The sequence below is a fragment of the Maribacter litopenaei genome, assembly GCF_025244665.1.
Lineage (GTDB): Bacteria > Bacteroidota > Bacteroidia > Flavobacteriales > Flavobacteriaceae > Maribacter > Maribacter litopenaei.
This window is the reverse complement of sequence record NZ_CP104205.1, coordinates 2836489-2862505: the sequence shown is the minus strand read 5'-3', so window position 1 is coordinate 2862505 and position 26017 is coordinate 2836489. Positions and strand designations below refer to the sequence as shown.

Sequence of the window (26017 nt, the reverse complement as noted above, 5' to 3'; positions counted from 1 at the left end):
ATAACATAAAAATACGATATTTATAAAAAAAGCAATTAAAATTTAAAAATATCTAATAACTTAATAATAATATATTATTTGTGAATTTAAGTTAATGTGTTTTAGCTAAATAATTTTAACTTTGTAAGTGCACCCTTAGAAGTAAGGTAAGTTCCTGAAATTTAAAGATAAGCCTGTCGTTTAGTGTATAAAGAATGAGCTCTTCATCGATCAAATTCTTATCATAGAATTAGAAAGGCATTATTAACCTTTAAATTTTACATTATGGAATTTACCAGTTTAGAGATGCAGCTGGTAGCGACATTTTGTGCTGTTTGCTTGGTTATCTTAGGTCTAATAGATTTTTGGGATAAATGGGGCAGGCGCAAAAGAAAAGACTAACAATATTATTGTTAGTCTCCGAGATCGCTATCTACGAAATCCCTTGGTTTAATTGTTTTCCGACATTGACGCCAGGGGATTTTCCATTTTAGAAAAAAAAACAACCGTTATTTCTAACGGAAAACAAATGTAATGTTTTTTTCTTTATCATGAATAAATATACACATTTCTTGGTTGAAAAACACAGATTTCGATATATTTTATAAACCATAGTCCTTTTTGCGAATATTTATTTATTCGAATTTTATGTACTGAGCTTCAAATATATAGGTGTTTTTTCGTATACTTTATTATTGAAGTTTTTAACAATATAGCTTTTAAATTATCGATTGTTTTTTGTCTTTTATAAATATTATGTTATTCAATTTTTATTTAATGGCATTTAAAATTGGGATCCAAATTGCTCCGTAGGGACCTTATTTTACCCGGATGACAACTCTCACTAAAATATTACTTTAACAAAATTTCCATTTGTTAGGTTTGCCTTTCTTTAAAGTAAACTAAAATCTCAAGCAAAAATAGACTTGATCTATTTGAAATATTCAAGATTTAGCTAGTATATGGGTTAAATTATTAAAAAAATACAATGGTCAAATTAGAATCCTGGTAACTTATACTTTTATTGAACTACAATGCAATGAATAGATTTTTTTTGAGTTTAATTAACTAACAGCAAGGGTTTTGATTTATTTTTCACATGAGTTATAAATTTCATTTTTTTTTGATTGTGGCATTTGTTCTTAGTTTGTTATCCTGTCATAAAAATGATGAAATTACAGGAGTGGATAGAGCTAAAGCTTTACTAGGTCAATGGGAATATGCTGCTATTACAACTGATAGGGCAGTTGATATCAATGGGGACGGCATAGTTAATATTGACCTCTATAATACACAGGAAATACGACAATGCTTAAAAGACAATCTCACATTTTTTACAGAAAGAGGTGTTGGTGAGAAAGGTTCTTATTCCTTAAACGAAAACAGCCTTCCTTGCTCTGAGGATACTGAATTCTCTAATGTTGAACAGGATAATTATGAGCTTGTAAACAATAATACGGTAATCAGTTTCGATGTTCGTAATGAAATGCGCATTGTCAAAATGACCCAAAACAAATTAGTCGTTGATACAGATGATGTATTAGGTGGAGAATCTGTTATAGTTACCATAACATTTATTAAGTAACTATACCCTTGCAATACGACCAGTGTAAGTTATACTCCAATGATTATTGGTATCCATGACCCTTACTTCATATTCTTGATCCAAATATTTTAACCTTCCTTCACTAGGTTCTTCCTCTAGCTTGAAATAACGGTTGGAACCATCGCCCCTGGCATCGTCATAGTTATATAAAAAAGTGTCCCATCGCCTGTCCTGACGGTTGTAAATTCGTATCTCCACTTGCTGTAGGGATGCTCCTTGGTAAGCCTCCGAACAATTGGTTTCAAAACAGGTGAATAACAAGACTTCATAGTCACAACCATTCAAGCCTCCGCAATTGATATTCCGTTTTTCCCCTTTGGCAGCTACCTTGGGTTTTTTAAGAACCGTTACGGATTCACTCACCTGTCTGCTTATTCCCGTGGAATTCTCAATAGTAAAATCGATATCAAAAGATTCTTCTGTCACAGGCATAAAGTCAATGCGCGTGGATCCATAGTCCAACGGTATGGGTTCCCCTTCCCGATAAATTTGGTTATTGTATGTCATATACCCCGCATAGATATCCGGGAAAGTAAAGCTCAACGTATATGTAACCTTCTGGTTGATGCCCCTGGGGGGCATTGATTACAAAGGAAAATGGGAAAGGGGTATCCATATAGATGTTGACTGCAGGTTCGCTTACTGTCAAATCGAATTCCTCCTCATAGTCCGTGAAATCGATATTTATAGAGGCTGTTTTTTGAACCCCTGAAGAGGATTGTACCGTAAACTGGATAGCATGGTTCGCTTCGGAAATTCCTGTATATCCGGCTTCAAATGTGCCGGTAGGAACAGGAATACGTTCTCCTGCCGAATAAACATTTCCGTCGTATTCAAATTGGCCCGTTTGCGAACCGTTGGAGAAATAGAGTTCATAGGTGTCACCACCTATTCCCAACTCATTGAGGGAAAAGTTGATGGCTACCGATTCTCCTGTATAGGCTTCCAAAGGATTTGCATTGACCGTAAAATTATAGTCCTTGGGAGATACCTCTATCGGAATAGTAACTGTTTTTTCCGCGACCGGTATCATTGGCTACAATAAAGTTCAAACCAATATTACCTGGGCTAGTAGCCTCCAAAACCCAAGTAAAGTTGGTATTTGTGATGTCATAAATGGTTCCTGCGTTTAAAGTATTCCCATTTTCATCCCGGAGAAGGGCATTTCCTGAAATAGTATAGCGAATGGTGAATGTGGAATTACCTAAGGGTTCCGATATATTAAAGTTTATATCCGTTAGTTCCCCTACGGACAGCTCGTCCCTTTGGGCATTTCCGGAGAAGAAAAAATCCAATTGGTCAAAGGTAAGGGTGGTCTGAACGGTTTTGGTCACCCCGGCGTCCGAAGCAATACTCAAGGTAATTCCATGTGGATCCGTTTCTTTTCCTGAATATTGTATCGTATTTTGATTGGGTGACAGACTAAAACGTTGGCCAGGGAGATACGATGTTCCATTGAGTATTAAATTTCCACTACGGGTAGACGTAAAATATCCTTCATAATTGATGCCTATATCCTCGGGAATTTCATTGATGTCCAAGAGTAAGTCTATCGAAGAATTTACAAAAGTAGTAGTCCGGGCCGGGGTCAAGGCCACTTCGAAATCATAGGCTTTGGCTTCTAAATCGATTACGACGGGACCTACTTCCTGACCATAATTGTCGGTAACCATAAAGGCAAGGGTATGGGATCCCACACTGCTAGGAGCATATACTAAAGCGAATACACCCAAATCTATAGGGTAGGAGGTAGCGGTATTTAAGGAGGTACCCGAATTGTCGGTAAGCAAGCCATCGCCCTCTTCTAAAATATAGGAGATAGTGTAGTCTATATTTTCCGTGTTCCCGTTTGATTTCAGTTCGAAATTCAGCAAAGTGGGTTCTCCCATATAAATGGCATTACTTTCTGCATCGCCTTGAAAGCTAAAGGGAATATTGGCCACTTCCAATTGGACACTATCTCGTTTTGTTTGCCCGTTCGAATCCCGGACGTCGAAATAAAGTGTGCGTTTTCCCAGGGTATTGCTGGTGAAGGTATAATTGTACGATGCAGGGTCTATGGACTCATAACCTCCCGGGGTCAGTACCCCTCCATTCCGGTTCCTCACGGTACCCGCGCCTTCACTGTCGGCTGAAAAGGAATGGGTGATTTCATAGGTAACATTGGAATCCTCATCTTCATTGGCTAAATGAATGCGTATTCCCAAATTGGAATCTAACTCTATTTGAGAGGCCGATGCGGTAACATTCAAACTAAAATCCAATTGTCGTACCTCCAATTCCAAGGTTTTTGATACCGTGGCACCGTCCGGGGCCGTTGCAGTCATGATTATGGTGTGATTACCCAAAGTGGTAGGTTCATATGCCAAGCCGTGGGTGCCTTTGTCAAAAGTGAAAGCCTTTCCGGGTTCGTATACATCATTGTCATGGTAGAGGGTGCCCGAACCATTTTCAATGGTATAGGCGATTTCAAAACTACCCTCGCTATTTGTGCTTTGGCCTCCAAGTTCTCGTATGAGTGAAAGACTTATAGGATTTTTGGAATTGATAATGTTTTCGTTGCTGCCCTTGGTTAGGATGAACATAAAGGGGGCATATTCAATTTCATATCGAATGCCCATTTCATGTACCCTTTTATTGGAATCCCACACCTTAAAACCAATATCGTGAGTACCCGTCTCCAATGGCATATATTCATAATCCCAATCCAGTTTGTCAATACTCAAGGTGTCCAAGGGAGATAGGGTATCTCCTGCTGCGTTTAAATAATATCCCTTCCCTTTTTGATGTCGAAAAGTAGTAAAGTAGGAAACATCTAATATTTCCTTTTCGGGTGTCAATAGGAAAGAAGTCTTTCTAGGCTCAAAAACAAAACCCTTTTCTGAATGCACCACCTCCAAGGTAAAGTCGAAGTCGTCCAAGATCAATTCATCAAAATCCTTACTACAGGCATAGGCAAGGAATAAAATTGAAAGTAATAGAAGTATAAACAGCAGTATGGATTGGTTGGATTTTTTCATAGGTGTTAATTTAAAACAGAAAATAACGGATCCCGATGCCGACATACGGGTAGAAGCTTCCGACATCGCTATTGATATGATAATATTCGTTGGCTTTAAGCAATAGGGAAATCGAATCGCCCAAGGTGTACTCTCCTTCTATTCCCACATATAGTCCATAAAGGAACTGGCTTTTGGCATCTATAAGGGCCCCGTTATCCAAAACGGTACTGCCATTATTGATGACCTCATAACCAAAGACCCCACCCCCACCAACATAAAGGCCATACCGCTTAAAAGTTCGCTGCTCCAATACCTTTAGAAAATAACCCGGCTGAACGGTAAAAAGTCGATAGGGAATATTGTATTCGCCTTTGTCCTCGGCAATGGCGCCAAAAATGCTCAGTTGGGCATATTGATTCCGGTTGGTGTGGTGATTATACGTCGCCATGAAGCCAATCCCATCCTCCGCATAACCTCCACTAATTCCAATGGAAGAGGCGTATCTGTTTCCTTGGCTGTAGGTAAAAAGGCCAGTTAAAAGAAGTAAATAAAGGGTGTAGTTTTTCATCACTTAAAGGCTACAGGGTTATTGATCAGTTCATGTCCGATAGAAAGGGAAAGGTTGCGGGATCCGGAGGCCTCGTCTAATTCGACGAGCATGGTTTTCCGCTTGTCCAAAGCAAACTTTTCAAAGACTGCGATGAAATGATTTTCACTTTTACCGGAAACAGTTTGCGGTAGCTTATACACATATAATGGTTCCACCTCCCGACGTTGGTTGCTAGGGCTACGGTCATATTCCGTAGCTATATGGAACTTGATGAAGTTGACGTCCGGATCCGGACCTTCGTCATTTACAATCCGAAACTGGAAATACAGTGTTTCATCCTGATAAAAGATGCCCTTTAGCCATAGATACACTTGGTCGGCCCGGGAAAAATACCGATGGATTCGGGCCTTTTCGAACTGTAGTTTTGCGCAATTCCCTTCCAAGCTCCTTTGTTCTGAATCTATAGGAATTTCTGATGCTACCCGAATAATTGGGTTTTGTATAGTTGGGTCGTTAACCGTTTTGGAATACCCATTAGTAGGTGGATTCGATGTTTTAAGATATTTATCCATATGTGCCGAAGCCATTTCAGGAGTGATATACCAACTCAACTGTTTGGGCTTTTCGGTAAACCTTAACATGAAATCATAAACCAAACCTGACTCCGTAATAACATGCAAATTGGTATAGGGTATTTCCTCCATAACCAAATCATCATAGAATAGCTTCAACATTCTTGTATGGAAGCGATTGGCCTCGCTTTGGGGAACATTGGCCACGAAACCTATTTCATTGCCTACAATGCTTTCTACAATTGTTTCGGAAAACTGAGTATGGTCTTATATCCTCTCGGAAACCTCTATGGTGTCCAAGGATTTTTTTGTAGGGTTTTGGCCATTGATTATAAAGGTTACATGGGCCATCACAATGCATAGAAGTATAAGTTTGGTCATAGGCTAGTCTTTGTTTACTAAATACAATTGGTCACCATGTACCAACAGAATTTTATCTTGTTCCCTGTATTTCCTTTTTTGGAAGAATTGCCCAAAGGAACTTATCAGTCTTGAGGCCAATGGGCTATTTATATTGGCTCCGGTCAATCGGGAAACTTCGTCGATTCCCTGTTTTTCCAAATCGGTTTTAAACTCCTGTAAAAGTTCCCCGGCTCTTTCGTTGTGCAATCCCTCTATACCATCTAAAGGGTCTATGGCCATCAGGCTTACCGGAACGGAAGCGATGTGTGAAACTTCCGGAACAACCCGGTTTCCTTGCAGGTTGCTATTTGCATATACGAAAGTGTTTTTGGGGAATGTATGTCCCCTCCAATGAACGGATTCATTTAATAAGAGGGTGACCCGAGATCCAGGAAGTATGAATTGGTCTTTGTAAATGCTTACGTTCCAGTGAAGTCCCTTATTGATGGCTACGGTGTCCGTAAAGGTTCCGGGCGCCGAGTAGTCCTGACTTTGGGATAAGCGTTCTTCCCGGCCACGCATCAGCATTTGACGATAGGCCAGTTTTTCTGAAACCTCGGATTTTTTTGCTTCGTAGGGTGACATTTCCGAAGTGCCATTTTTAGTATCCTCCAATAGGGTAACATTGGTTTCATCTTCCAAATCCATAGAGAAATTGTCCAATTCCTGGAGTAATTCCTGCAAGGAATCCACCTCCTGAGGAGCCCCAACAATATTTTTTAGAACATTGTCTTTCCTGAGCATCTTCAAAGAATCCATTTGTGTTTTTTTGAAAAGTGACTGCGGATCCTTTACCTCAAGTTCGTTCTCTTGGTTGGGCAAAAAATTATTATAGCCTTTCTTTTTCGTATCAGAGGAGGACACATCGCGCATGGAACTTAAGCTGTTCGTGATAAAGAATAATAGGAGGAGAATTCCGATAGGAAGGGATAAGGCAAACTTTTGATGCTTGTTGATCCATGTATTGAACTTCGTAATAAGAGTGGTAATTTTCTCCATGGTTATAGGTCTTGATTATCCATTACATGGAATTGGATGATTTTAAGTCCGTTGAGGTTATTGGGTGAGGATTTGGTTTCCTCAAGATACCCCTGGGTAATCAGGTTGCGATATTCCGTTCTCCCGTTTTTTAATAAGCGTTGCTTTCCCGCAAATCGGAAGGCGAAAGGATACTTGGCATAATCGATTTGAATGGAATCCATTTCCACTTCAATGGAATATCCGCTTTTGGCTACGTCCTCATAATAGTTTTGGTCCACCAAGCGATTGTACATACGCTGTATGGAATGATCACCCATGTAAAGAGCCTGCCCCTCTATATTTCTCTTTATATACCTCATATCTGCTTCTAGACCAAAAAACAGTTGATGGAAGTTCCGTATATGGCCCTCGCAAAGTATATCAACCGCTCTTTGGTAACTTCGAATGCGGACTGCGGCCAATTTTTGACCATTGTCCAACAAATAGAAATTATTCTTAGCACTTTCGTTTGTCAGGTAGGTTAGGTAGCCATTGAGGAGGGTGGCGACAAACGTGAGTATTAAAGATAGGTATAGAACGCGATTGCTCTGACTTCTTATTTTGCTTAAATCGTTGAAAATCATGTATTTTTCGGTCATGTGATTTTTCATTTTCGGTCAACTTCAGATTTCATCGGTCAACGGTTTTATTGGATCATCGTTCGAATGCCCTTGGTAAGTCCTCCCGACTTGGTATCCGCGGCTGCCTGTACGGCCTTTTTGGTATAATGTTTCGTCCTGTCTTTAAAATGATTGGCACTAACTTGCATACCCTGCACAATGAAATTCGAAAGGGTAGGTGCCTTCAGATACACAAAAACGTTCATGATCAATAACAGGGCTGTGGTAAGGACCATTCCCAAATTGGGCTTGTCCCGATATAACAAGACCTCTATCAATCGATCCATGAGCTGCAATAAAAAGTGGTCTATGAGATACAATATGGGTATCCAAAGACAAACGCTCATGAATTTTTGTAACCAGGCCTTCCACATTCCGGAGAAGGCAGGAATAAAGGACAGACCGATATTAAGAGGACCAAAGGCAATGAGCACAAACAGATAAACAATGGAAAGGGCCTTTATTCCCACGAAGACTATGACAGAAATTACCGAGGATATGGAGGTCGCCCCAAAGGTCATTGCCCCCATCGCCAAAGACTCTAATGCCTCCGCATCCAAATTCAATAGACTCCAATTGCCATCGGTGCCTTCCATGGCCTTGATTTGGGCCCCCATAATCTTATAATGAAGAATGTCCCAGGATAAGTCGTTGCTCTGAAAGGCTCGGCCCAAGCCTTCATAAAATTCAAAAATGGTCCAAACCATGATTTTATAATTTAACAGCAAAAGGGCCAGGGGAACCCATTTTAAATAACTTAAAAGGTCGGCCCTACGTTGCGGAATCATAAATAAACCTATGGCCGTGATGACGATACCTATGCTTGCAAACTGTTGACCGATGCCTAGAATATGATTGGCAGCCTCAAAGGCATCCAGTACATATTGGTCGAATAATTGGTTTACGTTCGCTCTAATTCCTTTTTCAGCCATAATTCTGTTATTGTGGTTCATTGAGTTGGATTATACTCCGCTTGCTTTTTCGCAAGGCATTTCTCCGGGCTAAACGATCCCCATATTCCTGAAGTTTTTTTAGCAACACTTCCAAATCGGCATTAATATTCCTAATCTTATTTAATCGTTCGCCCGGAGGTAAAAGGGAAGGGGTGGTCAATGTATGCTGACCTTGGGTAAATAGGTTTTTTGTCGTCAAGATTACCTCGGTCACAAAGCGTAAAAATTCCTGTTTCTCCTTGGATGTTAGATAATCGTACTGTTGTACGGTTTGCCGTAGGATCCGATAGGTGTCCATTATTTGCGACTTCAAATTCAAATTCGGCTTACATCGGAAGATTGCAGCACATAGCTGGGCGTCTTTTTCTTTGCTTCCAACTCTTCTTGAAGGATATCCTTGGAATTGGTGGTGATACGATTGTTCTTTTCCATTAATTGGATAAGGCGCAACAGGTTTTTGTTCATGGCCTTCAATTGAATATTGTTCTGAATGAGTTGGCTATTTACCAGTCCCAAACTGCCATTGGTTGCCGCGTCCGTGACGGGTATTTGGGATAGAAGGGGATACTGTAAAATGAGCATAATGAGCAGTAGTGAATTTTTCATATGTTTATTTTTTTGTTTTGTGAAAGGCATAGGCCTTTGCCGTTAACGGCCAATGTTCTTGATGTTCTTTATGTAATTGTTTGATGGTCTCACAATCATTGGGATTGGTTTCGTAGATACAGCGTTCCTCCAAAGAGGTTTCGACCCCGTACACCTTGACCCTATCCATCCAACAAATGGCCACTTCCCGAAAGGAGCGGTCTTCGGGAGTATCCTTGTTCAATGAGAGGATCAGTTGCTTTTGTTTTTCTCCTAGACCCAATAGTGCTTGGATACGGTCGAAAGACGCACTAAAATCACGCATGTCCAAAAACACCTTTATATGGGAATTGACAACTATGGCATCCCGGATAATTTCAGAGGCTACGAAGTCGTCCACCTTTTGGGAAATGAAAATGGGTTGTCCGCCCAACTTTCGGGCCATCCTGGACTGCGCATTGAAATAATGGGCAAGTTCGGGGCGTTCCAAAGCTTTCCAGGCTTCGTCTACGGCCAATATTTTATTAATGGTCAGTTTCCCCGGATCTTGCATCTTTTTATTGAAAAGGTCCATAATCATCAAAGCCGTGATAGGAAATAACAAGGCATTGTCTATCAAGCGTCCCAATTTAAAATAGACCAGTTTCTTGGTGCTTAACCCAGTCAATCGCTCGTCTGCCTGATTCAAAAGTTTTCCGCGAACCCCAGTACTGTGGTATTTTTGAAGTAGAAAAAGAAAGACATGTGGATCAAATACCTCTTGGGAAATACTATAGGTACGTATCAGGGAGAAGAGCGAGGTTTTGGCAAATTCGAAAAAGCTGTCGAATTTGAAATGCTGTCTTTCTGATTGCCATTGTGTATCATAATATGACGTGATTAAATGCTCCAATAAAGTGCTTTTTACTTCGCTTTCCTTAGACATTCTATCTTCATTGGTAATCAGTTGTAGAAGGGTAACCAAAAACAATAGCTTGCCCTCTGTTAGTCTTTTCTTTCCAAGATCAGAAACTTGAACATCATGGGAATCCAGTAGAAATGGATTAAATGTAAAAGGCGCATTATCCCGATGTTCTAGAATTACTCCGTTGAACACTTCGGTCAGTTTATCATAGGAATGGCCATCCTCCATAAGTATGGCTTCCCCACCCTTACGAAGTTCCGAGGCGATGTAATGATTGATCCAATAGGACTTTCCGCCACCGGATCCCGAAGCGACCAGCATGCCACGGTTGAATATCCAATGCTTTTTTTCAGGCTCACGATACATACTTACATATAATGGGCGACCGGTGATACGATCGACCAACCGAAATTTCTCTTCAAAACTTGAAAACTCCTTGGGCCCTCCTTCAAAGTACAAGAGGGATGCGGCCATATCACTCGCCATGGGTAGGAATAGTTCTGTTGGCAATCCGATGGAATGACCGGGCACCCCTCCAAAGAATAGATTTTTTCGATCCAGGGTGTTGTACTTGGGTTGAATCCGCAGTCTTTTAAAAGCGGTCGTTATAGTATTGGATATGCGATTCGTATTTTCTCGTCCATTGGAAATCCCCATGACGTTTAAATGATAATAGACGGCTTGTTTATGATTTTCCAGTAAGTCCCCTATGAAGCTATGGACTTGCCCAGCATATATTTGATTGGCATCCGTAGTTTTTCCGTAGCTGAATTTCTCGGAAGCGTTTTATTTTTTTTCGGAATTGTGTGAGTACCTTTTCCTGATCTGGAATATAAATGTATTGATTGACGATATGTTCACAGGGAATCTTAAAGCCCAATGAAAAGAGGTTCCCAATCGGAAAAGGGTTCTTGTCCGTGGTATACCCCCCATAATACTCGAAGGGTGTAATATATTCTTGGTAAATTGTTCAAGATTTTCAAGGGTAAAAAATTGGGCCGATCTCGTTCCGACTCGGATGTCGTTTCCACGAAAGTCTACATCCCCTAAGCTGCCGGATCTATCCAATAGGCGATGGTAACGGGCATAGAGTCCTTGAATGTCAAATAGTTCATCATACCCTAACCGATACACTTCTATCAGGCCCGTTTCCTTTATAAGTTTGATTACTTGACTCACTTGTGTTTTGAAAGATTCGATATATACCGAGTCCATAAACTCCTCAGGAACGGAATGGGTCAAAAAGAATTCCCGGTTTTTACTCAAATGGCTATTCACCCGATTGGAATTGAGTCGTATATAATTTTTGGGCACTTTGCTGAGGTATAAATAGTGGGTGGCCTCCAAAAAGGGACGATCCTCAAAATAGTGTTCACTAGCCCGTTCCAAAAAGTCCCCTTGCAAATGCCCAGGTATAGTCCGATAGTATTCTTGGGTAAAGTAATCCTGGCGGTGTAGCATGGAATGGGATCCTAAAACGTGAATGATGTTGTAGAACAATTCTTGAAGTCTTACGAAGTCTTTCTTATCCAAGGTGTATGCCTCCGGAAGAACCAACTGCAATGGTATGGTCATACATCCTTTTTCCTTGGAAATCAAGGTTCCTTTTTCATATCCATAGATGGGAAAAGCATCCCATAGGTCTAGACGTTTTTCCATATGGGAAGATTTTTGAACGGTGTATGCTGTTTCATTCCAGCTGGGAGTTTTCTGTCAGCTACTTTTTTAATAAATCCATAAGCTCCATAGGTACGTGAATATGCCAATAGAGTAAGAAACAGAGCGAAAAGAAAGATGGCGATAATGACCATCGACCAAAGCATGGGGAGAAAGGCAGATAATAATAAGCCACCTAGGACTATGCCGATACCAAGGTAGAGTCCATAATAAATATACTTGGCTTTTAGCCCCAAATAGAATACCTCTTTCTGCAATCCCTTATGGATTGGATAATATATTTCCTCCATGACATAGGGTTTTACAGGGCAGCTATTTCCTCTCCGACGGCAATAAGGGCTAAAAAGATGGCAATACCAATCACAGTTCGTCCTAACCTGGTGGTAAGGTCGCTCTGTTGGTCTTTCATGTAGGCATAGGTAAGTCCACTAATCACTACGGCTACCCCAGCAATCATTTTGATAATGCCAATGATATGATTGGAAAGTGTTCGGGTATGTTGTTGGAATTCCTGCGTTTCTGAAATGAGCTCTTCAAATTGCCCATAAAAGGACGAATGGGAGAAAAGAAGGATTGAAAGGAGTAATAGTAACTTAGGTTTGGGGGTCGTCGGAAGGGTCGGACGAGGAATCGTCACGAACGATTTTGAGTTTTTCATTTTTTTTGAGTGTTAAGGAATATGATGCTTCTTCGGATGATTCCTTTTTAAAGGCATCCAAGAGTTTGGAATGGTCTTCCACTTCCTTAACTTGGTTGAGTATTGCCTCTAAATCGGTGTTTTTATTATCCGAATTATTTACAAATATATTATTTATTTGCAAATTATCAAGTTTTGACAGATTTTTTTTCCGTGATTGTTTTTTTCTCCACAGAATCAAAAAAACATATCCGTAATATATAAACACCAATCCCAGGACGATTGCCCAAAACGTTCTCAAAACAATAGTTGATTAGAGCGAAACATGAGTATAAAACGAAGATCAATACATTTTGTTATATATTCTTAAATCATAATAAGGGGATTTCGAACATTCTTTTGCAGGCTTTTATCAAACAACATAGTCATATTGTTTTGGGTTTGGTTATGTAATTACGGTTCGAAATGCTTAAACACTACCTTCAATTTTTGCTGCTTATCCACAAAGTTTGATTTACGTAATTCTTAGAAATTCAAATCAAATTTTCTTTCCCCTTACCACAAATTGGAATAAAATCTAAAGTTCGATACAATTGAATTGCTGCCATATGAACTCATGTGGTCTCATGTGGTTTTATGATATAAAATATTGATAATCAAATTATTAAAAACAGAATTCCTTATCTATATTTATCCGTAAAACGGATGGCAAGTTATGTTTTGGAGTTCCAAAACTGTCTACTTCTACGAAGTGATGCTGGCGCATTTTGATGTTATAATCCATACCATGAAAAACCGGGGAGGGAGAAAACCATTAGGGGACAAAAAGAGAAAACATTCCTTCAAGGTTCGTATGAACCAGGCCGAGGTAGAGCGTCTGAGTGCCCTTATGAAACGTTTTCATCTCGGACATGGATAATAAGGGTACAGTGGGTCCTTTTTAAGAAAACGGATCTTTCAAGATGTGGATGAGAAAGACAATCGTTTACCCGATTCGATGACCCAAATGGTTTATGAAATCAACAAAATAGGAACGAATATTAATCAATTGACAAAGGTTGTTCATTACAAAGAAAAACGACAGCCGAACGCTTCGCTGAATTTGGAAATCAGGCAAATGCATGTCCTGTTGTTGGACATCTCGGAAACTATTAAATGAGAAATCGACCTAGATGATAGCCCGAATCTTATATCGTAAAAATGTACAAGGGGTGTTGAATTATGTACTCGATAAACCACACGCCTCTGTATTGGGAATGGGTAATATTCCGAAACAAATACTTCAATATCCCAAACTCTTAAAACATCATTTCCACTTTTTGGGGAGTAGGCACGAATCCAACAAACGATTTGTACATATAACATTGAATTTACCTCATGGTGAATTTTTAGACGATTCCAAGTTTTGCAAACTATCTGAAGTCTATATGCAGGAAATGGGATATGGAGAGCAACCGTTTGTTATTGTTCGGCATGACGACACCAAACATGAACATATACATATCGTAAGTACCAGGGTCAAGGAATCGGGAAAACTGATTAATAACTCCCACGACTTTTCCGTAAATCGGCAGTTCAAAAATACCTGGAGCAAATGTTTGGTTTAACGCCCTCCCCTGAATCCAAACGTTGTCAAAACCTTCCGGTCATTCGGGTACCTGAAGAAAGAAGCCTTCCCGATGACGGTCTTGGAGTACGCTTCTATATGCAGGATGTACTCAACACTCTTTGTCAACAATACAAACCACGGTCTTTTAAGGAGTTAAAACATTTAATACAGCCGTATCATCTTGTAGTAAGCACAACCCGTAATAAATCAGGAAGGGTGGGGGTTTCCTACGGTATAGCAAAAGCACTGGGCTACAAGTCTCGATTCATTCAAGGATATAAGGTACATCCAAACCTCAGCGGGCCAAAACTGGAACGATTATTTCAAAAAAATTCCCGTTCCAAACTACTGCCTACCCATAGACAACGTTTAAAAAAGCAATTGGATACCGTGTTCAAACTATTCAAAACAATACACCTCAAGGATCTCGAAACTATCCTTCTTGAATTTCAGAAATTGGATACTAGTTTGGAATTCAACCAAATGGGTCAGCCCAAATCGTTTACCATCTTTGACAAATCGGGATATATTTTCAAGTACGATGAAATTGACAGGAAACTATATCCCGAATTGTATCTTTTCAATCTGATTCGGACTCGGTTATTGATGTAAATGGATCTCAATTTCAGCTGGAACTAATCAAGTGCGTCGAAGAAATTCTTTTGAATAAACATGCAAGGATGCATGCAGGTTTTGTTGTTTCAGAATTTATAGCAAGACAAACTTTTTCCGCTATTCAAAATGATTTTTGGGAACATCCAAAATTTGCCCTATTGTCAAAGTATTCCCCAAAAGAGGGTCTCGACCTACTTAAAGAATGGAATGACCAGTATGCAGGAATACAGAACAAACTGGTCCAAAAGCATCATAAAAGGGAGACCCAGTTGCTGGAATCCCAATCCCAGTTGATTTCCCAAGTCATTGAGAAGCGTGTTTTTGGTGAAGATTATTCCAGTGATACCATAAGCGAATTGTTCCAAAGCTTTGGTTTGGTATATGAAAATGGTTCGGTTCGGTACTTGGATTCATCGGTGCATAGCATCCCATTCGATATGGGAAATTTTAATACAAGGTCAAATGAAATGAAGTTTCCTTCGACTTTTATTCGCGAACACGGAAAGGTGCTACGGTTGTTGGTAGGGGCAAATCCGAAAAACGAATCCTTATATGCCAGTTCTTATTTTCTTCCGACGGTTTTTAAAAGACTTTATTCACAAATGGCAAAAGAGGATAGAAAAACCTTTGAAACATATTCCCTACATGCTTATTGGAAGACCATAGAGCGAATGAACCAGTCATTTGAAAAATCTCCCAAGGACTATTTACATCTTTTAAATCATCAAGGTTTCCATGTCAGTGAAATAGATGGGGATATGTATTTGCATGCTATATACGGGGAAACGGATGCCACAATTCCTTTAGATCTGAAAACCAAGGCCTATCTGAACTCCCTACCTGATAAAAATATCGTATTCAAGAACCAACATACTCATATAACCCTCTTGAAAGGCAATGGTAGGGATACCTTCGACCATCTTTGGACAGCTTACCTCATACAAAATGAATACTATAAAAAAGCGGCCTATTTTATCGTCTTCAAGGGAATTCGTCCCAATTTGGCTCCTGAGATAATGGAGTTTCATATGCAAAAGGGGCTTAAAAAAGTTATATTGGAAGTAGCGCAAAATCAGAATAACTATAAGAACCGAAAGTTGATACTTGCAAGCGCCTATACGATTGGTAGCTTATTGGGTTCCCAAAAGGGGCGAAATGAATTGGAATTTAATCCATTTAAGGACGAGTTGACAGATTATTCCAAGTTCAATAAACAAGGTCTATAATCATTGATAACCCATCATATCCAATAGTACACCCCTTTGAGTGAAACTGTCTTAGAGGGTCTATATGGGAAAGTTATTTTCCCTATTTTATCATTGGCCCATTGATCATATTCTGAAACAATACAACAACACGTTCTTGAATGGACTCGGTATAGTTTCATTCATAATCGAGGATTCATCAAAAGAATATTTTGGATCTGAAATGATGTCATCCTTGACATAGTGTAATGCCTTGATACGGGTCGCGTCGTCCATGGCAGTATAGAGTCGTATTATGTTTTTGGTCATGGCTGGGTCTTGATGCCGCAAATATATTTTGAAAACTTCTTTGGAAGGAAAAAATAATCCAAATATTCTATCACGTACCGCACCGGAAAACGGAATTCGGGTCTAGAATAATAGCTGCTGGTCTAGTTCCGGATAGGAAACTTTTTCATTGATTTCAGGAATATTCCCTGCATATTCCTTCCCTCTCAAACGGCCCACGGTATGAAAGGTCATTAATTCCTCCGGGAAAGGCTGTAGAAGTGGGTTGACAGCCTGTTCCGTAAGTTCTTCCTCGTAATCCTGAAGCCATTGCTCTTCCAATTCCTCCGGGAGGATTACGGGCATACGCGGTTCTTCTGATGCCGCCGGGTTGTTATGTATTTTCTCCATCATAGGATTGGCTGTAGTTGTTACAATGGAAAAGGTATGTAAGACTTCACCTGTGACCTGGTCTGTCCATTCACGCCATAGCCCTGCCAAATTCATAGGTTTCCCATCCTTTCGATAGATGTAATGAGGATACGTTTTGCCCTTGAAATGCCGATGCTCATAAAAACCGTCTATAGGAATGATACACCTTCTATGAATGGCCGAGGACTTAAACGATTCAAGTTCAAAAATGGTCTCCCCCCTTGCATTCAGGGTTTTATTCCAAGCACCATATAATTGCTTTTTGTCCTTTACCCAATGGGGGGCGAGACCCCATTGGGAAATCACAGGTTCCATGGGAGGCTCATTCGTGTATATCACTAATTTTGGATGCTTAAATCCGTAAACATGGTGATAAGGATGATCGGTAAGTCCAGCCAAACGGTTCTTAATTTCCGCTATGGCATGGACATCGGAATCACGTTTCGCCCTTCGTAATTGGGTTTCCAACTGGGCCTTGACATCATAACACATACTTCTTGTTTATTTTATAAGGTACTAATTTCAGTGTTAAAAGGTGTTACTACCTTTTTATGATTTTTTATATTTGGAAATAATCCAAAAATAAGGAAAATATCCAATTTTATGAAACAGGTGGTTTTTAGGAATTATGATCGATATGCCATCAAACATCTTTTGATGGAAATAGGGCATCATAGACTCCATAGGGAATGTCAAAATAGAAAACTGAATTTTCCCAAGCGCATCTCCTTGTTCTTTTTGGAAAGTGGTGATTTCCCAACAACCCTAAAATATAAGTATCCTATGATAGGCATTAATACTATTATGGTCATAGATCGATACGATTTGCCGGAAAAGGGCTGGGAACGCTTCGAAGTTGCCTAAATTTTATGGGTATGCGGTACGGATTCAGGATATAAAAATACTTCTTTTACCATCAATTCACAGATGAAGCCAACTCCTTTTCAAGAAATAAAATATCCGATCTATTACTTACTACTTTTTAGGAAAGGATTAATGTATAAATAAAAGGTAAGGCTATAAGGTGCTATATCTGATTTTTAAATGTGGTCAGGGCGGTTACAATCGAGGACTCCAATTCCTTATAATGTTGCTGCACATCATCTTGGTAGACCAGATTGGCTCCTACATTCATTTTAGGGATAAACTCATTGTCCGGGGACATTACCCAAATGGGATTGTACCCCAAGGAATAATAATACAACAAAAGCTTGATGGTATTAAAGGACAAGAGTCCTCGTTCGATGTTGGTAATGGTTTGATAGTCCACTCCCAGGCGTTCGGCCATGGCCTTCCTCGAAAATGGGCTTTGACGCTTATCCTCAGTAGGATCCTTTTCAATGAGTTCCTCCCGGATTTGTTGTAAGCGTTCGCCTATAAAGTAAAAGTCCTTGGCCTTGCCGTTAAATATATCTTCCATTGTTTTCATGTTTCGACGATTTCTACGGGATAGCTGGAATATGGTTCGCTGGCTTGTAATAAAGAGCCGAAAACAAACAAATCCTCCTTCAATTTTGGTTTTCTATCCCCAAAAGTAGGTTTTTCTTGTTTACCTGTATACCGGTCCAAGAGCTCCTCCGGATTCAAATGGGTGTCGGTATTTCCGGAAGACTCCGTGGTACTTTGGTTTTCTTCGGTGTTATGGTCCATGCCGACCACCTTTTCCGTATCAAATACGCCCGATGTTGGGGATGTCCCATGGTTCTTGACATACTCCTTTTGGACCAATTCATCAACATCTTCCAAAATACTATGGAAATTTGCGTCCAACACCCGATTCTTTTCCTTGTTTTTGATATACCGTGCTATCAGTGATTTTAGTAATTTTTTCAATAGGTGGTCTTCCTTCGGATTATCTTGGATACAATGGGACAACTCGGTACGATAATCAAATAGGCCATAATCCTTCACCAAATTAATAAAGTCCCATTGCTCAATCTCAGAGATATAAGAATTTGCGGCAATTGTTGGTATGTGGTCATGATAGAACCCATAATAATCGGAAATATGCCAATCCAATCGGTATAAGACATCATAAAATTGAAGGTCCTCCAAATCCTGAACGCGTTGCTGCAGTTGTTCCTCGTAATCCTCGGGTACAAAGGTGCGAATGGCAGGTAAGGCATATTTCTTCTGTATCCGCTTGGAAGCCAAATTAGGTCGTAACAATCCATAACAGAGTTTTTGGGGTATGGGATGTTCAAAGGTATCGGCTACCATCCCTCCAAAATATCCAGTGGACATTCCTGAAATCTTACTCTTAGGCAATAAGTCCATCATTTCCGAACTGATGTTCATGGTGGTATCCTGCTTGGACAGGGTATGCGCTTTTTTTGACTGATGGATACGCCCAAAGATCTCGCTGATTCGCCGGGCAGTCTCTCCTTTCGCCGCACCACTGAACACATTGGCACAGTTGTCAAAAATAACATCGGCCAATTCCCGACCATAATCGGCTATCAATTGACTGATACTTTGTATGCCCAATACTGTGGCCACCAAATGGGAGCGACCTGTATCGATGATTTTTCGTAGTCCCATAATAAATACCGTGGGTAGCTCGTCCAATAGCAACCCGCAAGGTCGGCAACCCGGTCGATTGATCAATTGCAGTGTCTTGTTGATGTATAGACCAATAGGGGCGGCATAGATTTCGGAACGATTAGGGTTGTTTTGGATACAAACGATCTTGGGCTGTTCCGGGTTATTAATGTCCAATTGAAAATCATTTCCCGTCATCACATAGAATATTTCCTTATTGGCCAACATGGATAGGGAAATCTGTGCACTGGCCGTCTGTCCTGCTAATTGCTGACCGGCTTCCCGCTCCAAGGCATCCTTAAAGGGTATCATGAGGTTTCGGACTTCTATATCTTCCAACATGATGGAAAGTAAATACTCAATATTGACGGTGGACAATATAATGACATGGGGTAGGGTACAAATATTCTTACCGTATTCCTCGGATTTGCGTTTCAAATACCGAGATAAGTCCCGACACAAAACTGATGGCACTCCGGGAGAAGAAATCATTTCTCTTGATCCATTCCTTGTTGAGGTTTTTCATAATGACGGTAGCGGCATCGGAAGCATCCATTTGACTTTTTAATAGGTACGGATCCAATGGATTACATCGATGGGATTGTTCAACATTGTCAAAATTTAATACGTAGAACTTTGAATATGGCGCTGTTTGGTTTTCCTTCCCAAAGGTTTGCTTTTCCCGTAGCCAATAGTTGTAAGCAATGGTACTAAGCGTATCAAACTTAAAATCATACAGTAACAGTGAAAATTTTTTTGAATCAACTGTTCCAAGATTTCCTCGATAACGGCAAAGGACTTCCCGCTTCCCGGGGTTCCCACGACCAACAAGCCCCGAAACAGATTGATGAAATTGATCCATCCTTTGCGTAATAGCCCTTTATGGTAATAGTCATAGGGTATGTTGACAGAGTAGGGGGTGTCGATACGCTGTTCCATTTGTTGGAAGGTCTCGTTTTCAACATTAAATGGGTCTTTCTCGGATAGGGGTTCGTAAGGTACTACCTGAAAAAGGTGAAGGGTACCCCAAAGACTTAACACAAAACCCAAGAAATAACAGCCAATGGTAACGGGAATTATGGGCCGTTTGGATGCTATAAGAGATTGTGATAGCAGGAGAAGTATAACCCCCAAACACCACAGGAACAAACCTTTTGATATGGTTTTTCCAGGTACTTTTTTGGGGTAGTAGCACATAACGGCCCCAAAAATGGTCAATAATAAAAACAGGCGGTTAAAGTAAGGTCGTTCCAAAGGGCCAAAACGTTTCAAAAAACTATACACCCATTGTAAACCTAGTACGTTCATCTCTTGATGGATGGTAGGGTAATGATCTAAAAAGCCAATCGATAGAAAACAGATGACCGAGATGAACATGGCGGAAAAGGCAATTTTTTGGGATTCCATGAGATCTGTTTTTTGTTATAGGCCTAGGTTTGGAGCGTTTCTCTTGGACGTTTTTCCCACGGCCTTGGAAAGTGACGTTTGTTCTTTAGGTATGGGCCGTTCTAGGGCCCGAATCTGAACAAAGGGAATGGCGTACGGTGTCTTTAATCCAAAATCACATAGCACCCCTTTTTCCATGACTTTGATTACGGTGCCTGGGCGGGTAGTGCCTTCGGGACCCGTAGTCATTTTCAAATACACCCGATCACCAGTCTTCAACTGGCTATCTCGGTTCCATGGGACTAATTCGTATCCCGGTTGTTTGGTATGCTTCAGGTCTTCGTTCCAATCCTTATGCTGCGATTTATGAATGTTGACGGGAATCTTTAGATATAATGTAGTCAATGTCAGGGTCAATAATCGTAGGAGTTCCAGCCGATTCGGTGGTAGGGTATTCGTCCTTGGGTCTATAACTTCCAGGGTGATTAGAAGGCTGTCTTTTAATTGGATGCAGACATCGGACATCTCATGGGCTTTTAAGGCTTTTGTTACTGCTCCAAAATGGCTTTGTTGATGGGTAAGTTCCATATGTGTATATCGGATATGGACGGTCCATCTGTGCTTTTCATAGGTGTTTTCAATATGAACCTTATTCTCGCCATGGTTGATTAGACTTGAAAAGATATCCAAGTCGAAGCGGGCCCCTTGGAGGTCATGATTCATGATCGAAACCAGTTGCATGGATTTTCGGTGTTGTTGCCCGTCCAATAATTTTATAAAAAAGTGTATCTTTTTTGGATATACCTGTCCTCCAAAACTGATGTACCAATTCCGTGGGTACCATATAATTCATGATAGGACAACAGGTCGATGGCACTTTCCCCAAAAACGATATGTATTGTTTTTTCCTTTGGAATTTGGGAATGAAAGAGGTAATGGTCTTGGAATTCAAAACCACCTGAAACTTTTGAGGAGGTTTATTGGGTTTGGCGGTATAAGGTCTATTGTAAAGGACATAGTTCTGAATGGTACCGAATTCATCGAGTTTAGGGAAGGCCATGTTGGCAATGGTGCCACCCCGTTTCAACTCGTACAAGGCATTAAAAATGCGGTCTTTAAATACCGGGTCCGAAGTGTGGCCTCGGAAATACATCAGTCCTTTGTGAGATATTCGGCGTTTTTCAAAGGCACCATACGGTACCGATCCGATAAATCCGTTGTTTTGGTCTTAGGGAGTGTCTTGGGCTGGGTTGCAGGCGGTAGGTGCAAGTATTCCCCGCTGAGGTCCATGCCCGGAGAAATGGCCTTATAGAAGGTTTCGGAACGTTTCCGAAGATAGGAGAAAAAGCGTCCTTTATCCACGGAGTCATGACGGTTGAAATAGCTCATGGGATTTCTTTGGGTGTTCAACACCGAGACGTTCATCATCTTTTTTGAACTCCATAGATCCTGCACTTTTGGCGATCAATTGATAGCCGTTTCGTTGTAGATATCCGGGAAAATCGATGACTGAGTTGATGTGGGCGATACAGTCCTTGTAATAGTCAATATGTTCCGCATATGGGGGTAGGACATTCATAAGATAAAAGGGCAGGTCAAAAGGACCTACCCTGTTACATGGGATGGAACTATAATCTTACGGTTTGGCCCCTAGTACGCTTTTTTTTTACATCGGGCTGCACAGTCTCTGCAGTCACTTCCATATTGTTGAGCTTCGATTGCTCTACAGATTTAGTGATAAAACGCTCGGCCTTGGGACTCCAGCTCACCAAATAGGTTTTCTCCCCGCGCTTTGTGGGTATGGTAATCTCCGTCTCCTTGCCCTTGTTCAAGGCATCCGCCTGTTCCTTGGTAAGGGGCTGCCCATAAAAATAGGTCTTTTCGGAAAGGGCGGACTTTGTACGGATGTCGTTCAAGCGGGGCTCGTAATAGGCCAGTTTGGTAAATTGCTCGCCATTCGTTGAAGTTCCGGTAAAGGAGATTACCTTTCCTTGTTCCTTCATCTGATTAAACTCCTCCTTTGTAAACTGATAGTTATAGGCCTTGGCCTCTTCAGGAGGAACGGGTTCGTTCCGTTTAATCTGTACATCCAGTTTGGAGCCTGTATTCTGCTGATAGACCATCTCGACCATTTTTACTTGATGCTTTAGTGATCCGTCAGCGATATAGGAACTACTGTGTAAGTATTCCTCTCCTTTGATAATGGCATCCTGTATGTTGTCCGGAAGCTTGCCAAAACTAATATAGGCTCCTTCCAACCGCTCTTTGGCATCGCCTATGGCAAAACGTTGTGCTGGAAATTTTTGGTGTTCCAAAAATTCACTGTCCTTTTCAATGGTAAAGTCGGGATAATTGGGTACCCGTACCTTATACGTGTTTTCTGTGGCGGGAATGGCTTCCCCTTTTAGCCATACTTGGTTCATCTTAACGAACACTTTTTCAATCCGTGTTTCCATGTGTGAGTAATTTAAATTGTTAAAGAATATGATTATGGTTACTTTTGAATAACGAATGAATGTGAGTTGTTCACTCGTTAAGGAATATGATGGAAAAAGGGCGGGAGCGCCCTTTTTCTTTTATTGTGCGATACGATACTCTTCCACTTGCACCTCCTTTCCTTCGTTTTGTAGGGAAGGGATTTCCTCCCATTCCAAATTCCAATCGACTTTTTTTGGCTTGAGTATGTCCAAGGTCGTATGTAGAAAGATTTTGTAATAGCTCCAAACCATCAATTGTAGCGCATTGATTTCCAAAGGAACCCTTAAATTTATTTGCTCCCCGTCCTGGGACAAGACCAAACTATAGGCGTTCACCAAGTGCTGGTCCAAAATGGATCGGTGTTTTAAAAAGTGCTTTCGCAATCCCTCATTGTAATCCCTACAGTGCGTGTAGAATCGGGCAAAGGCCTTCGGGTCTTTTTGCTTGCATTCAATTTGAATGCCTCCATCGGCAACACGCAATCTAAATTCTTCCTCCATGAAGGATATAAAATGCAAATCCCGAACAAACCCTGCAATTTTACTGTCGCCTGTAAAAGAGAGCATTATCTTTTTCATTTTGGTCAGTCGATGGATTTGGAATAAAATGCGGGTAGTCGTATGATTGATACTTCCTAAGGCCGGATATACGGCGTTTTTCAATTGGAATCTTTGATGAAAGGCCATAGCCTCCTTAGGATTCGAGAAAACAAAAAGGGCCTCGATTTTTTCGGGGATTTGGGAATACCATAAACCGTGTTCCATGGCAGATTCCCCATAGGGACGAATGTCTTCCAAGTCATCCTCAAAATACCCGCATACTTCGTTTTGTATATTATACAAAGGGAACAAAATCCGTTTGTCCGGGCCTTGCCCAAAACGTTTTTCGAAAACTGAATCCCCTGCCACGGACGTGTACAAAGGATGTTCCATTGCCGCAGATCCGGACAAATAGGTATGGAAATGATTGAAATCCTTTTTGACCGTTTTGAATGCTGGTTCATACTTTTCGATAAGTACAAGGTCGGAGTCTTTCGAAAGGTTGTTATAAAATTCGAAAACCTTATCCCAAATAGGTATGCGAGGATTGGTTTCCATTTTGGCCATATAAGAAACAACCAAATCAAAGGCTTCCAACTTCTTTTCAGGGCTTTGTACTTCGTAATACCGATAGCCTTCCTCGGTATGAATCATGACTACATGGCTTCCCTGAAATCGATACAGGGCATAGCTATCTTGCTGTTTTAAGCAAGTGCCTCCGAAGTAACGAAGCAGTCGTGGAAGGTGCAAATGTAAATTTGAATGTACCCTATTTGTATTCATTTTTATTTGTAAATAAATATTATTATTGTAAATAATTATAACAAAACTAATAAAATATTTGAATTGACAAAGTCTTTCCTTAAAAAAGTGATGCGGGGACAAGCTAGTGGCTATCCACAAAAGACAATTAGCTATTGGATGTATCTAGCGGGGCTATTGCTATGTGTGGTGCTGTATAGCCCCAAAGCAACGAAGGAAGGGCCTACACTTGGAAGTACCCGTACGAGAGATACCCGATCCATAGGAAAAGCAGTATCCCTCCTTGGTGTAGATACAAAGGAACTGTCGGAACAAAATGTCCATTCGGTAGATTTTTATGGAGAGCCAAAGAAGACCTTTGAAGGTTATGAAGGTTCAAATCTTATTACAGATTTCGAAAGATGTAATGAGGTGCTACGGCATGCGTCACGAATACCCTCCATTACTCCACTACGGATACAGACGTTCCGGATTTCAAGTGCCTATGGTATGCGTACACATCCTATTTCAGGAAGGTATAAAAACCATAAGGGCTATGATTTGGCGGCGCCTAAAGGAACTTCTGTCCATGCCACGGCAAGTGGCCAGGTAAAAGTAGTGGACGTTCAGGAAGGGTATGGACGGGTCATTGTCCTTGGCCATTCCGATGGATTTGAAACCTTATACGCCCATCCGGAAGCATCATTTGTTGAGGTCGGTGACCGAATCGAACAGGGCCAGGTAATCGCCAGCGTTGGAAATTCAGGAAACGTTACGGGTTTTCACCTGCACTACGAACTGATCCGCCATGGGAAACCTATCGACCCTCAAAAGTCTTTTGGACGTAAACGTAGCATACTCCGAAAGTGGTTGCTAGGCCGAATAGAAAATGTATCGGAAATTCCTTGAATGGGTAAAGAAGTTATATAGGCGTTGGCCGGGCTATACACGGTATCGCCGGTTGGGCCGTCCAAGAGAGGGGATAGGGTACTGCAGGATATCGGTTTTAAACGGGGAGTCCGGCCTACCAAGGCGATGTTGCTGCTATCCCTAACGCAAGGCCCTATGGGGCCTTTTTTTGTGGAAAGGGAAAGAAAGACGGGGGTGGGGTTTGAGGGGTTTTTGGTCGGTTTTCCAAGGGTTCGGTCGTATCTTGAAGTATAGGAAATGCCCTAAAAACCAAGGGGTTGCCTATGTAAATCAAAGGATATACCTCATGCAAACAGTCGTCAGCGAAATTCAGGTTAGCTATCACAACCAAGCCCTTTTTCAATCCCAAAAGCCCCTTGTAGATTCCAAATCGGTGGCCGACCTCCTTTATCATTCTTGGAACAAGGATGCCATCGGCCTACACGAATCCTTTAAAGTACTCCTACTCAACAACAATAATAAGGTCAACGGTATCTTTGAACTCTCCCGAGGGGGTATCTCCGGTACGGTTGTAGATATACGGATCCTTTTCGCGGTGACCCTTAAATCCTTATCCGTGGCCATGATATTGGCCCATAACCACCCCAGCGGTACCCTGCGCCCCAGTGAAGCCGATAAACAGATTACCCAAAAAATAAAAAAGGCGGCCGAGTTTTTCGATATTCGGGTACTCGATCATATTATTCTCTCCCCCTTGGAAGAAGACTATTTCAGCTTTGCGGATAACGGTATCCTATAAGTATAGTTAATAGCTTCTTTTCAATCCT

At 40.9% G+C, this 26017-nt stretch carries 36 protein-coding genes; 9 read left to right on the top strand and 27 right to left on the bottom strand.

Annotation, left to right across the window (positions count from 1 at the left end; genetic code table 11):
- Positions 1 to 1102: 1102 nt before the first annotated feature.
- Complete coding sequence (locus NYZ99_RS15445; protein ID WP_260572183.1) at positions 1103 to 1564, top strand: hypothetical protein; 462 nt, start codon at positions 1103 to 1105, stop codon at positions 1562 to 1564.
- Here the strand turns inward: NYZ99_RS15445 and NYZ99_RS15440 are convergent, their stop codons facing one another.
- From NYZ99_RS15440 to NYZ99_RS15370, 15 genes are all read right to left on the bottom strand, one after another.
- Positions 1565 to 2092 (bottom strand): hypothetical protein, encoded by a 528-nt coding sequence (locus tag NYZ99_RS15440; protein WP_260572181.1) that lies wholly within the window; start codon positions 2090 to 2092, stop codon positions 1565 to 1567.
- Entirely contained in the window at positions 2079 to 2618 is a 540-nt protein-coding gene (locus NYZ99_RS15435) for a TraQ conjugal transfer family protein (protein WP_260572179.1), read from the bottom strand. The genes NYZ99_RS15440 and NYZ99_RS15435 overlap by 14 nt, the downstream gene beginning before the upstream one ends.
- On the bottom strand, positions 2557 to 4605 hold the full coding sequence (locus NYZ99_RS15430) for a DUF3872 domain-containing protein (RefSeq protein ID WP_260572178.1): 2049 nt from the start codon (positions 4603 to 4605) through the stop codon (positions 2557 to 2559). Before NYZ99_RS15430 ends, NYZ99_RS15435 begins: the two co-directional genes overlap by 62 nt.
- A gap of 10 nt (positions 4606 to 4615) precedes the next feature.
- Entirely contained in the window at positions 4616 to 5155 is a 540-nt protein-coding gene (locus NYZ99_RS15425; RefSeq protein ID WP_260572177.1) for a conjugal transfer protein TraO, read from the bottom strand.
- Positions 5155 to 5916 carry a conjugative transposon protein TraN gene (locus NYZ99_RS15420; RefSeq protein ID WP_260572175.1) on the bottom strand — a complete coding sequence of 254 codons (762 nt, stop codon included), beginning with the start codon at positions 5914 to 5916 and terminating at the stop codon, positions 5155 to 5157. The genes NYZ99_RS15425 and NYZ99_RS15420 overlap by 1 nt, the downstream gene beginning before the upstream one ends.
- A gap of 177 nt (positions 5917 to 6093) precedes the next feature.
- The gene (gene traM / locus NYZ99_RS15415) at positions 6094 to 7110 is read right to left on the bottom strand and encodes a conjugative transposon protein TraM (protein WP_260572173.1); all 1017 of its coding nucleotides are present in this window, start codon (positions 7108 to 7110) and stop codon (positions 6094 to 6096) included.
- Between the two features lie 2 nt (positions 7111 to 7112).
- Positions 7113 to 7730 carry a hypothetical protein gene (locus tag NYZ99_RS15410; RefSeq protein ID WP_260572172.1) on the bottom strand — a complete coding sequence of 206 codons (618 nt, stop codon included), beginning with the start codon at positions 7728 to 7730 and terminating at the stop codon, positions 7113 to 7115.
- Positions 7731 to 7777: 47 nt separating this feature from the next.
- Positions 7778 to 8704 carry a TraJ family protein gene (locus NYZ99_RS15405; protein WP_260572171.1) on the bottom strand — a complete coding sequence of 309 codons (927 nt, stop codon included), beginning with the start codon at positions 8702 to 8704 and terminating at the stop codon, positions 7778 to 7780.
- Positions 8691 to 9017, bottom strand: a complete 327-nt coding sequence (locus NYZ99_RS15400; RefSeq protein ID WP_260572170.1) for a hypothetical protein — start codon at positions 9015 to 9017, stop codon at positions 8691 to 8693. The genes NYZ99_RS15405 and NYZ99_RS15400 overlap by 14 nt, the downstream gene beginning before the upstream one ends.
- A gap of 2 nt (positions 9018 to 9019) precedes the next feature.
- On the bottom strand, positions 9020 to 9310 hold the full coding sequence (locus NYZ99_RS15395) for a hypothetical protein (protein ID WP_260572168.1): 291 nt from the start codon (positions 9308 to 9310) through the stop codon (positions 9020 to 9022).
- Positions 9311 to 9314: 4 nt separating this feature from the next.
- Positions 9315 to 10931: a TraG/VirB4 family ATPase gene (locus NYZ99_RS15390; protein ID WP_420845230.1), complete on the bottom strand. Its 1617-nt coding sequence runs from the start codon at positions 10929 to 10931 to the stop codon at positions 9315 to 9317.
- A 48-nt stretch (positions 10932 to 10979) separates the two neighbouring features.
- Positions 10980 to 11852 carry a hypothetical protein gene (locus NYZ99_RS15385; RefSeq protein ID WP_260572166.1) on the bottom strand — a complete coding sequence of 291 codons (873 nt, stop codon included), beginning with the start codon at positions 11850 to 11852 and terminating at the stop codon, positions 10980 to 10982.
- The gene (locus NYZ99_RS15380; RefSeq protein WP_260572165.1) at positions 11837 to 12160 is read right to left on the bottom strand and encodes a DUF4133 domain-containing protein; all 324 of its coding nucleotides are present in this window, start codon (positions 12158 to 12160) and stop codon (positions 11837 to 11839) included. The genes NYZ99_RS15385 and NYZ99_RS15380 overlap by 16 nt, the downstream gene beginning before the upstream one ends.
- 11 nt (positions 12161 to 12171) lie before the next feature.
- Entirely contained in the window at positions 12172 to 12507 is a 336-nt protein-coding gene (locus NYZ99_RS15375) for a TrbC/VirB2 family protein (protein ID WP_154920396.1), read from the bottom strand.
- The gene (locus tag NYZ99_RS15370) at positions 12464 to 12691 is read right to left on the bottom strand and encodes a hypothetical protein (RefSeq protein ID WP_260572162.1); all 228 of its coding nucleotides are present in this window, start codon (positions 12689 to 12691) and stop codon (positions 12464 to 12466) included. Before NYZ99_RS15370 ends, NYZ99_RS15375 begins: the two co-directional genes overlap by 44 nt.
- A gap of 531 nt (positions 12692 to 13222) precedes the next feature.
- Between NYZ99_RS15370 and NYZ99_RS15365 the strand changes: the two genes are divergently transcribed.
- Genes NYZ99_RS15365 through NYZ99_RS15345 form a run of 5 tightly spaced genes read left to right on the top strand, consistent with a single transcriptional unit; the run spans position 13223 to position 15957 of the window.
- Complete coding sequence (locus tag NYZ99_RS15365; protein WP_260572160.1) at positions 13223 to 13426, top strand: hypothetical protein; 204 nt, start codon at positions 13223 to 13225, stop codon at positions 13424 to 13426.
- Positions 13427 to 13471: 45 nt separating this feature from the next.
- Positions 13472 to 13666, top strand: coding sequence for a plasmid mobilization relaxosome protein MobC (gene mobC / locus NYZ99_RS15360; protein ID WP_260572158.1), 195 nt, complete (start codon positions 13472 to 13474; stop codon positions 13664 to 13666).
- A 13-nt stretch (positions 13667 to 13679) separates the two neighbouring features.
- Entirely contained in the window at positions 13680 to 14114 is a 435-nt protein-coding gene (locus NYZ99_RS15355; RefSeq protein ID WP_260572156.1) for a relaxase/mobilization nuclease domain-containing protein, read from the top strand.
- Positions 14102 to 14728, top strand: coding sequence for a hypothetical protein (locus tag NYZ99_RS15350; RefSeq protein ID WP_260572155.1), 627 nt, complete (start codon positions 14102 to 14104; stop codon positions 14726 to 14728). The genes NYZ99_RS15355 and NYZ99_RS15350 overlap by 13 nt, the downstream gene beginning before the upstream one ends.
- A gap of 50 nt (positions 14729 to 14778) precedes the next feature.
- On the top strand, positions 14779 to 15957 hold the full coding sequence (locus tag NYZ99_RS15345) for a hypothetical protein (RefSeq protein ID WP_260572153.1): 1179 nt from the start codon (positions 14779 to 14781) through the stop codon (positions 15955 to 15957).
- Between the two features lie 105 nt (positions 15958 to 16062).
- Here NYZ99_RS15345 and NYZ99_RS15340 read toward each other — a convergent pair whose 3' ends face one another.
- Positions 16063 to 16245, bottom strand: coding sequence for a hypothetical protein (locus NYZ99_RS15340; RefSeq protein WP_260572152.1), 183 nt, complete (start codon positions 16243 to 16245; stop codon positions 16063 to 16065).
- A gap of 102 nt (positions 16246 to 16347) precedes the next feature.
- The gene (locus tag NYZ99_RS15335; protein WP_260572150.1) at positions 16348 to 17127 is read right to left on the bottom strand and encodes an SOS response-associated peptidase; all 780 of its coding nucleotides are present in this window, start codon (positions 17125 to 17127) and stop codon (positions 16348 to 16350) included.
- Positions 17128 to 17238: 111 nt separating this feature from the next.
- Between NYZ99_RS15335 and NYZ99_RS15330 the strand changes: the two genes are divergently transcribed.
- Complete coding sequence (locus tag NYZ99_RS15330) at positions 17239 to 17499, top strand: hypothetical protein (RefSeq protein ID WP_260572148.1); 261 nt, start codon at positions 17239 to 17241, stop codon at positions 17497 to 17499.
- A gap of 163 nt (positions 17500 to 17662) precedes the next feature.
- On the opposite strand, the gene NYZ99_RS15325 is transcribed toward NYZ99_RS15330, so the two are convergent.
- The 10 genes from NYZ99_RS15325 to NYZ99_RS15280 all read right to left on the bottom strand — a co-directional run bounded on the left by NYZ99_RS15325 (position 17663) and on the right by NYZ99_RS15280 (position 24329).
- Positions 17663 to 18055 carry a helix-turn-helix domain-containing protein gene (locus NYZ99_RS15325; protein WP_260572146.1) on the bottom strand — a complete coding sequence of 131 codons (393 nt, stop codon included), beginning with the start codon at positions 18053 to 18055 and terminating at the stop codon, positions 17663 to 17665.
- A gap of 5 nt (positions 18056 to 18060) precedes the next feature.
- Positions 18061 to 19614 (bottom strand): TraM recognition domain-containing protein, encoded by a 1554-nt coding sequence (locus NYZ99_RS15320; protein ID WP_260572144.1) that lies wholly within the window; start codon positions 19612 to 19614, stop codon positions 18061 to 18063.
- Positions 19586 to 19759, bottom strand: a complete 174-nt coding sequence (locus NYZ99_RS15315; RefSeq protein ID WP_260572143.1) for a hypothetical protein — start codon at positions 19757 to 19759, stop codon at positions 19586 to 19588. The genes NYZ99_RS15320 and NYZ99_RS15315 overlap by 29 nt, the downstream gene beginning before the upstream one ends.
- 38 nt (positions 19760 to 19797) lie before the next feature.
- The gene (locus NYZ99_RS15310; protein ID WP_260572142.1) at positions 19798 to 20583 is read right to left on the bottom strand and encodes a hypothetical protein; all 786 of its coding nucleotides are present in this window, start codon (positions 20581 to 20583) and stop codon (positions 19798 to 19800) included.
- Between the two features lie 15 nt (positions 20584 to 20598).
- Entirely contained in the window at positions 20599 to 21303 is a 705-nt protein-coding gene (locus NYZ99_RS15305) for a hypothetical protein (protein ID WP_260572141.1), read from the bottom strand.
- Complete coding sequence (locus tag NYZ99_RS15300) at positions 21275 to 21715, bottom strand: hypothetical protein (RefSeq protein ID WP_260572139.1); 441 nt, start codon at positions 21713 to 21715, stop codon at positions 21275 to 21277. Before NYZ99_RS15300 ends, NYZ99_RS15305 begins: the two co-directional genes overlap by 29 nt.
- Positions 21715 to 21951 carry a hypothetical protein gene (locus NYZ99_RS15295; protein WP_260572138.1) on the bottom strand — a complete coding sequence of 79 codons (237 nt, stop codon included), beginning with the start codon at positions 21949 to 21951 and terminating at the stop codon, positions 21715 to 21717. Before NYZ99_RS15295 ends, NYZ99_RS15300 begins: the two co-directional genes overlap by 1 nt.
- Positions 21929 to 22141 (bottom strand): hypothetical protein, encoded by a 213-nt coding sequence (locus NYZ99_RS15290; RefSeq protein WP_260572136.1) that lies wholly within the window; start codon positions 22139 to 22141, stop codon positions 21929 to 21931. The genes NYZ99_RS15295 and NYZ99_RS15290 overlap by 23 nt, the downstream gene beginning before the upstream one ends.
- A gap of 49 nt (positions 22142 to 22190) precedes the next feature.
- Complete coding sequence (locus NYZ99_RS15285; protein ID WP_260572135.1) at positions 22191 to 23018, bottom strand: hypothetical protein; 828 nt, start codon at positions 23016 to 23018, stop codon at positions 22191 to 22193.
- A 120-nt stretch (positions 23019 to 23138) separates the two neighbouring features.
- Positions 23139 to 24329, bottom strand: a complete 1191-nt coding sequence (locus tag NYZ99_RS15280; RefSeq protein WP_260572133.1) for a hypothetical protein — start codon at positions 24327 to 24329, stop codon at positions 23139 to 23141.
- Positions 24330 to 24425: 96 nt separating this feature from the next.
- Here NYZ99_RS15280 and NYZ99_RS15275 point away from each other — a divergent pair, with 96 nt between their 5' ends.
- Both NYZ99_RS15275 and NYZ99_RS15270 read left to right on the top strand, forming a co-directional pair.
- Positions 24426 to 25229 carry a M23 family metallopeptidase gene (locus tag NYZ99_RS15275; RefSeq protein WP_260572131.1) on the top strand — a complete coding sequence of 268 codons (804 nt, stop codon included), beginning with the start codon at positions 24426 to 24428 and terminating at the stop codon, positions 25227 to 25229.
- A 307-nt stretch (positions 25230 to 25536) separates the two neighbouring features.
- Positions 25537 to 25989 carry a JAB domain-containing protein gene (locus tag NYZ99_RS15270; RefSeq protein ID WP_260572129.1) on the top strand — a complete coding sequence of 151 codons (453 nt, stop codon included), beginning with the start codon at positions 25537 to 25539 and terminating at the stop codon, positions 25987 to 25989.
- The last annotated feature ends 28 nt before the right edge of the window (positions 25990 to 26017 follow it).

Excerpts from the sequence above, each read along its gene's own strand:
- NYZ99_RS15350 (WP_260572155.1), top strand. The coding sequence starts at position 14,102 with ATGTTTGGTTTAACGCCCTCCCCTGAATCCAAACGTTGTCAAAACCTT.
- NYZ99_RS15355 (WP_260572156.1), top strand. The coding sequence starts at position 13,680 with ATGATAGCCCGAATCTTATATCGTAAAAATGTACAAGGGGTGTTGAAT.
- NYZ99_RS15310 (WP_260572142.1), bottom strand. The coding sequence starts at position 20,583 with ATGGAATCCCAAAAAATTGCCTTTTCCGCCATGTTCATCTCGGTCATC.
- NYZ99_RS15270 (WP_260572129.1), top strand. The coding sequence starts at position 25,537 with ATGCAAACAGTCGTCAGCGAAATTCAGGTTAGCTATCACAACCAAGCC.
- NYZ99_RS15435 (WP_260572179.1), bottom strand. The coding sequence starts at position 2,618 with ATGATACCGGTCGCGGAAAAAACAGTTACTATTCCGATAGAGGTATCT.
- traM (WP_260572173.1), bottom strand. The coding sequence starts at position 7,110 with ATGGAGAAAATTACCACTCTTATTACGAAGTTCAATACATGGATCAAC.
- NYZ99_RS15295 (WP_260572138.1), bottom strand. The coding sequence starts at position 21,951 with ATGAGCTATTTCAACCGTCATGACTCCGTGGATAAAGGACGCTTTTTC.
- NYZ99_RS15305 (WP_260572141.1), bottom strand. The coding sequence starts at position 21,303 with ATGCAACTGGTTTCGATCATGAATCATGACCTCCAAGGGGCCCGCTTC.
- NYZ99_RS15300 (WP_260572139.1), bottom strand. The coding sequence starts at position 21,715 with ATGTATTTCCGAGGCCACACTTCGGACCCGGTATTTAAAGACCGCATT.
- NYZ99_RS15330 (WP_260572148.1), top strand. The coding sequence starts at position 17,239 with ATGAAACAGGTGGTTTTTAGGAATTATGATCGATATGCCATCAAACAT.
- NYZ99_RS15430 (WP_260572178.1), bottom strand. The coding sequence starts at position 4,605 with ATGAAAAAATCCAACCAATCCATACTGCTGTTTATACTTCTATTACTT.
- NYZ99_RS15365 (WP_260572160.1), top strand. The coding sequence starts at position 13,223 with ATGTTTTGGAGTTCCAAAACTGTCTACTTCTACGAAGTGATGCTGGCG.
- NYZ99_RS15335 (WP_260572150.1), bottom strand. The coding sequence starts at position 17,127 with ATGTGTTATGATGTCAAGGCCCAGTTGGAAACCCAATTACGAAGGGCG.
- NYZ99_RS15290 (WP_260572136.1), bottom strand. The coding sequence starts at position 22,141 with ATGAATGTCCTACCCCCATATGCGGAACATATTGACTATTACAAGGAC.
- NYZ99_RS15405 (WP_260572171.1), bottom strand. The coding sequence starts at position 8,704 with ATGAACCACAATAACAGAATTATGGCTGAAAAAGGAATTAGAGCGAAC.
- NYZ99_RS15385 (WP_260572166.1), bottom strand. The coding sequence starts at position 11,852 with ATGGAAAAACGTCTAGACCTATGGGATGCTTTTCCCATCTATGGATAT.
- NYZ99_RS15410 (WP_260572172.1), bottom strand. The coding sequence starts at position 7,730 with ATGACCGAAAAATACATGATTTTCAACGATTTAAGCAAAATAAGAAGT.
- NYZ99_RS15285 (WP_260572135.1), bottom strand. The coding sequence starts at position 23,018 with ATGGAAACACGGATTGAAAAAGTGTTCGTTAAGATGAACCAAGTATGG.
- NYZ99_RS15440 (WP_260572181.1), bottom strand. The coding sequence starts at position 2,092 with ATGACATACAATAACCAAATTTATCGGGAAGGGGAACCCATACCGTTG.
- NYZ99_RS15340 (WP_260572152.1), bottom strand. The coding sequence starts at position 16,245 with ATGACCAAAAACATAATACGACTCTATACTGCCATGGACGACGCGACC.
- NYZ99_RS15425 (WP_260572177.1), bottom strand. The coding sequence starts at position 5,155 with ATGAAAAACTACACCCTTTATTTACTTCTTTTAACTGGCCTTTTTACC.
- NYZ99_RS15380 (WP_260572165.1), bottom strand. The coding sequence starts at position 12,160 with ATGGAGGAAATATATTATCCAATCCATAAGGGATTGCAGAAAGAGGTA.
- NYZ99_RS15395 (WP_260572168.1), bottom strand. The coding sequence starts at position 9,310 with ATGAAAAATTCACTACTGCTCATTATGCTCATTTTACAGTATCCCCTT.
- NYZ99_RS15325 (WP_260572146.1), bottom strand. The coding sequence starts at position 18,055 with ATGGAAGATATATTTAACGGCAAGGCCAAGGACTTTTACTTTATAGGC.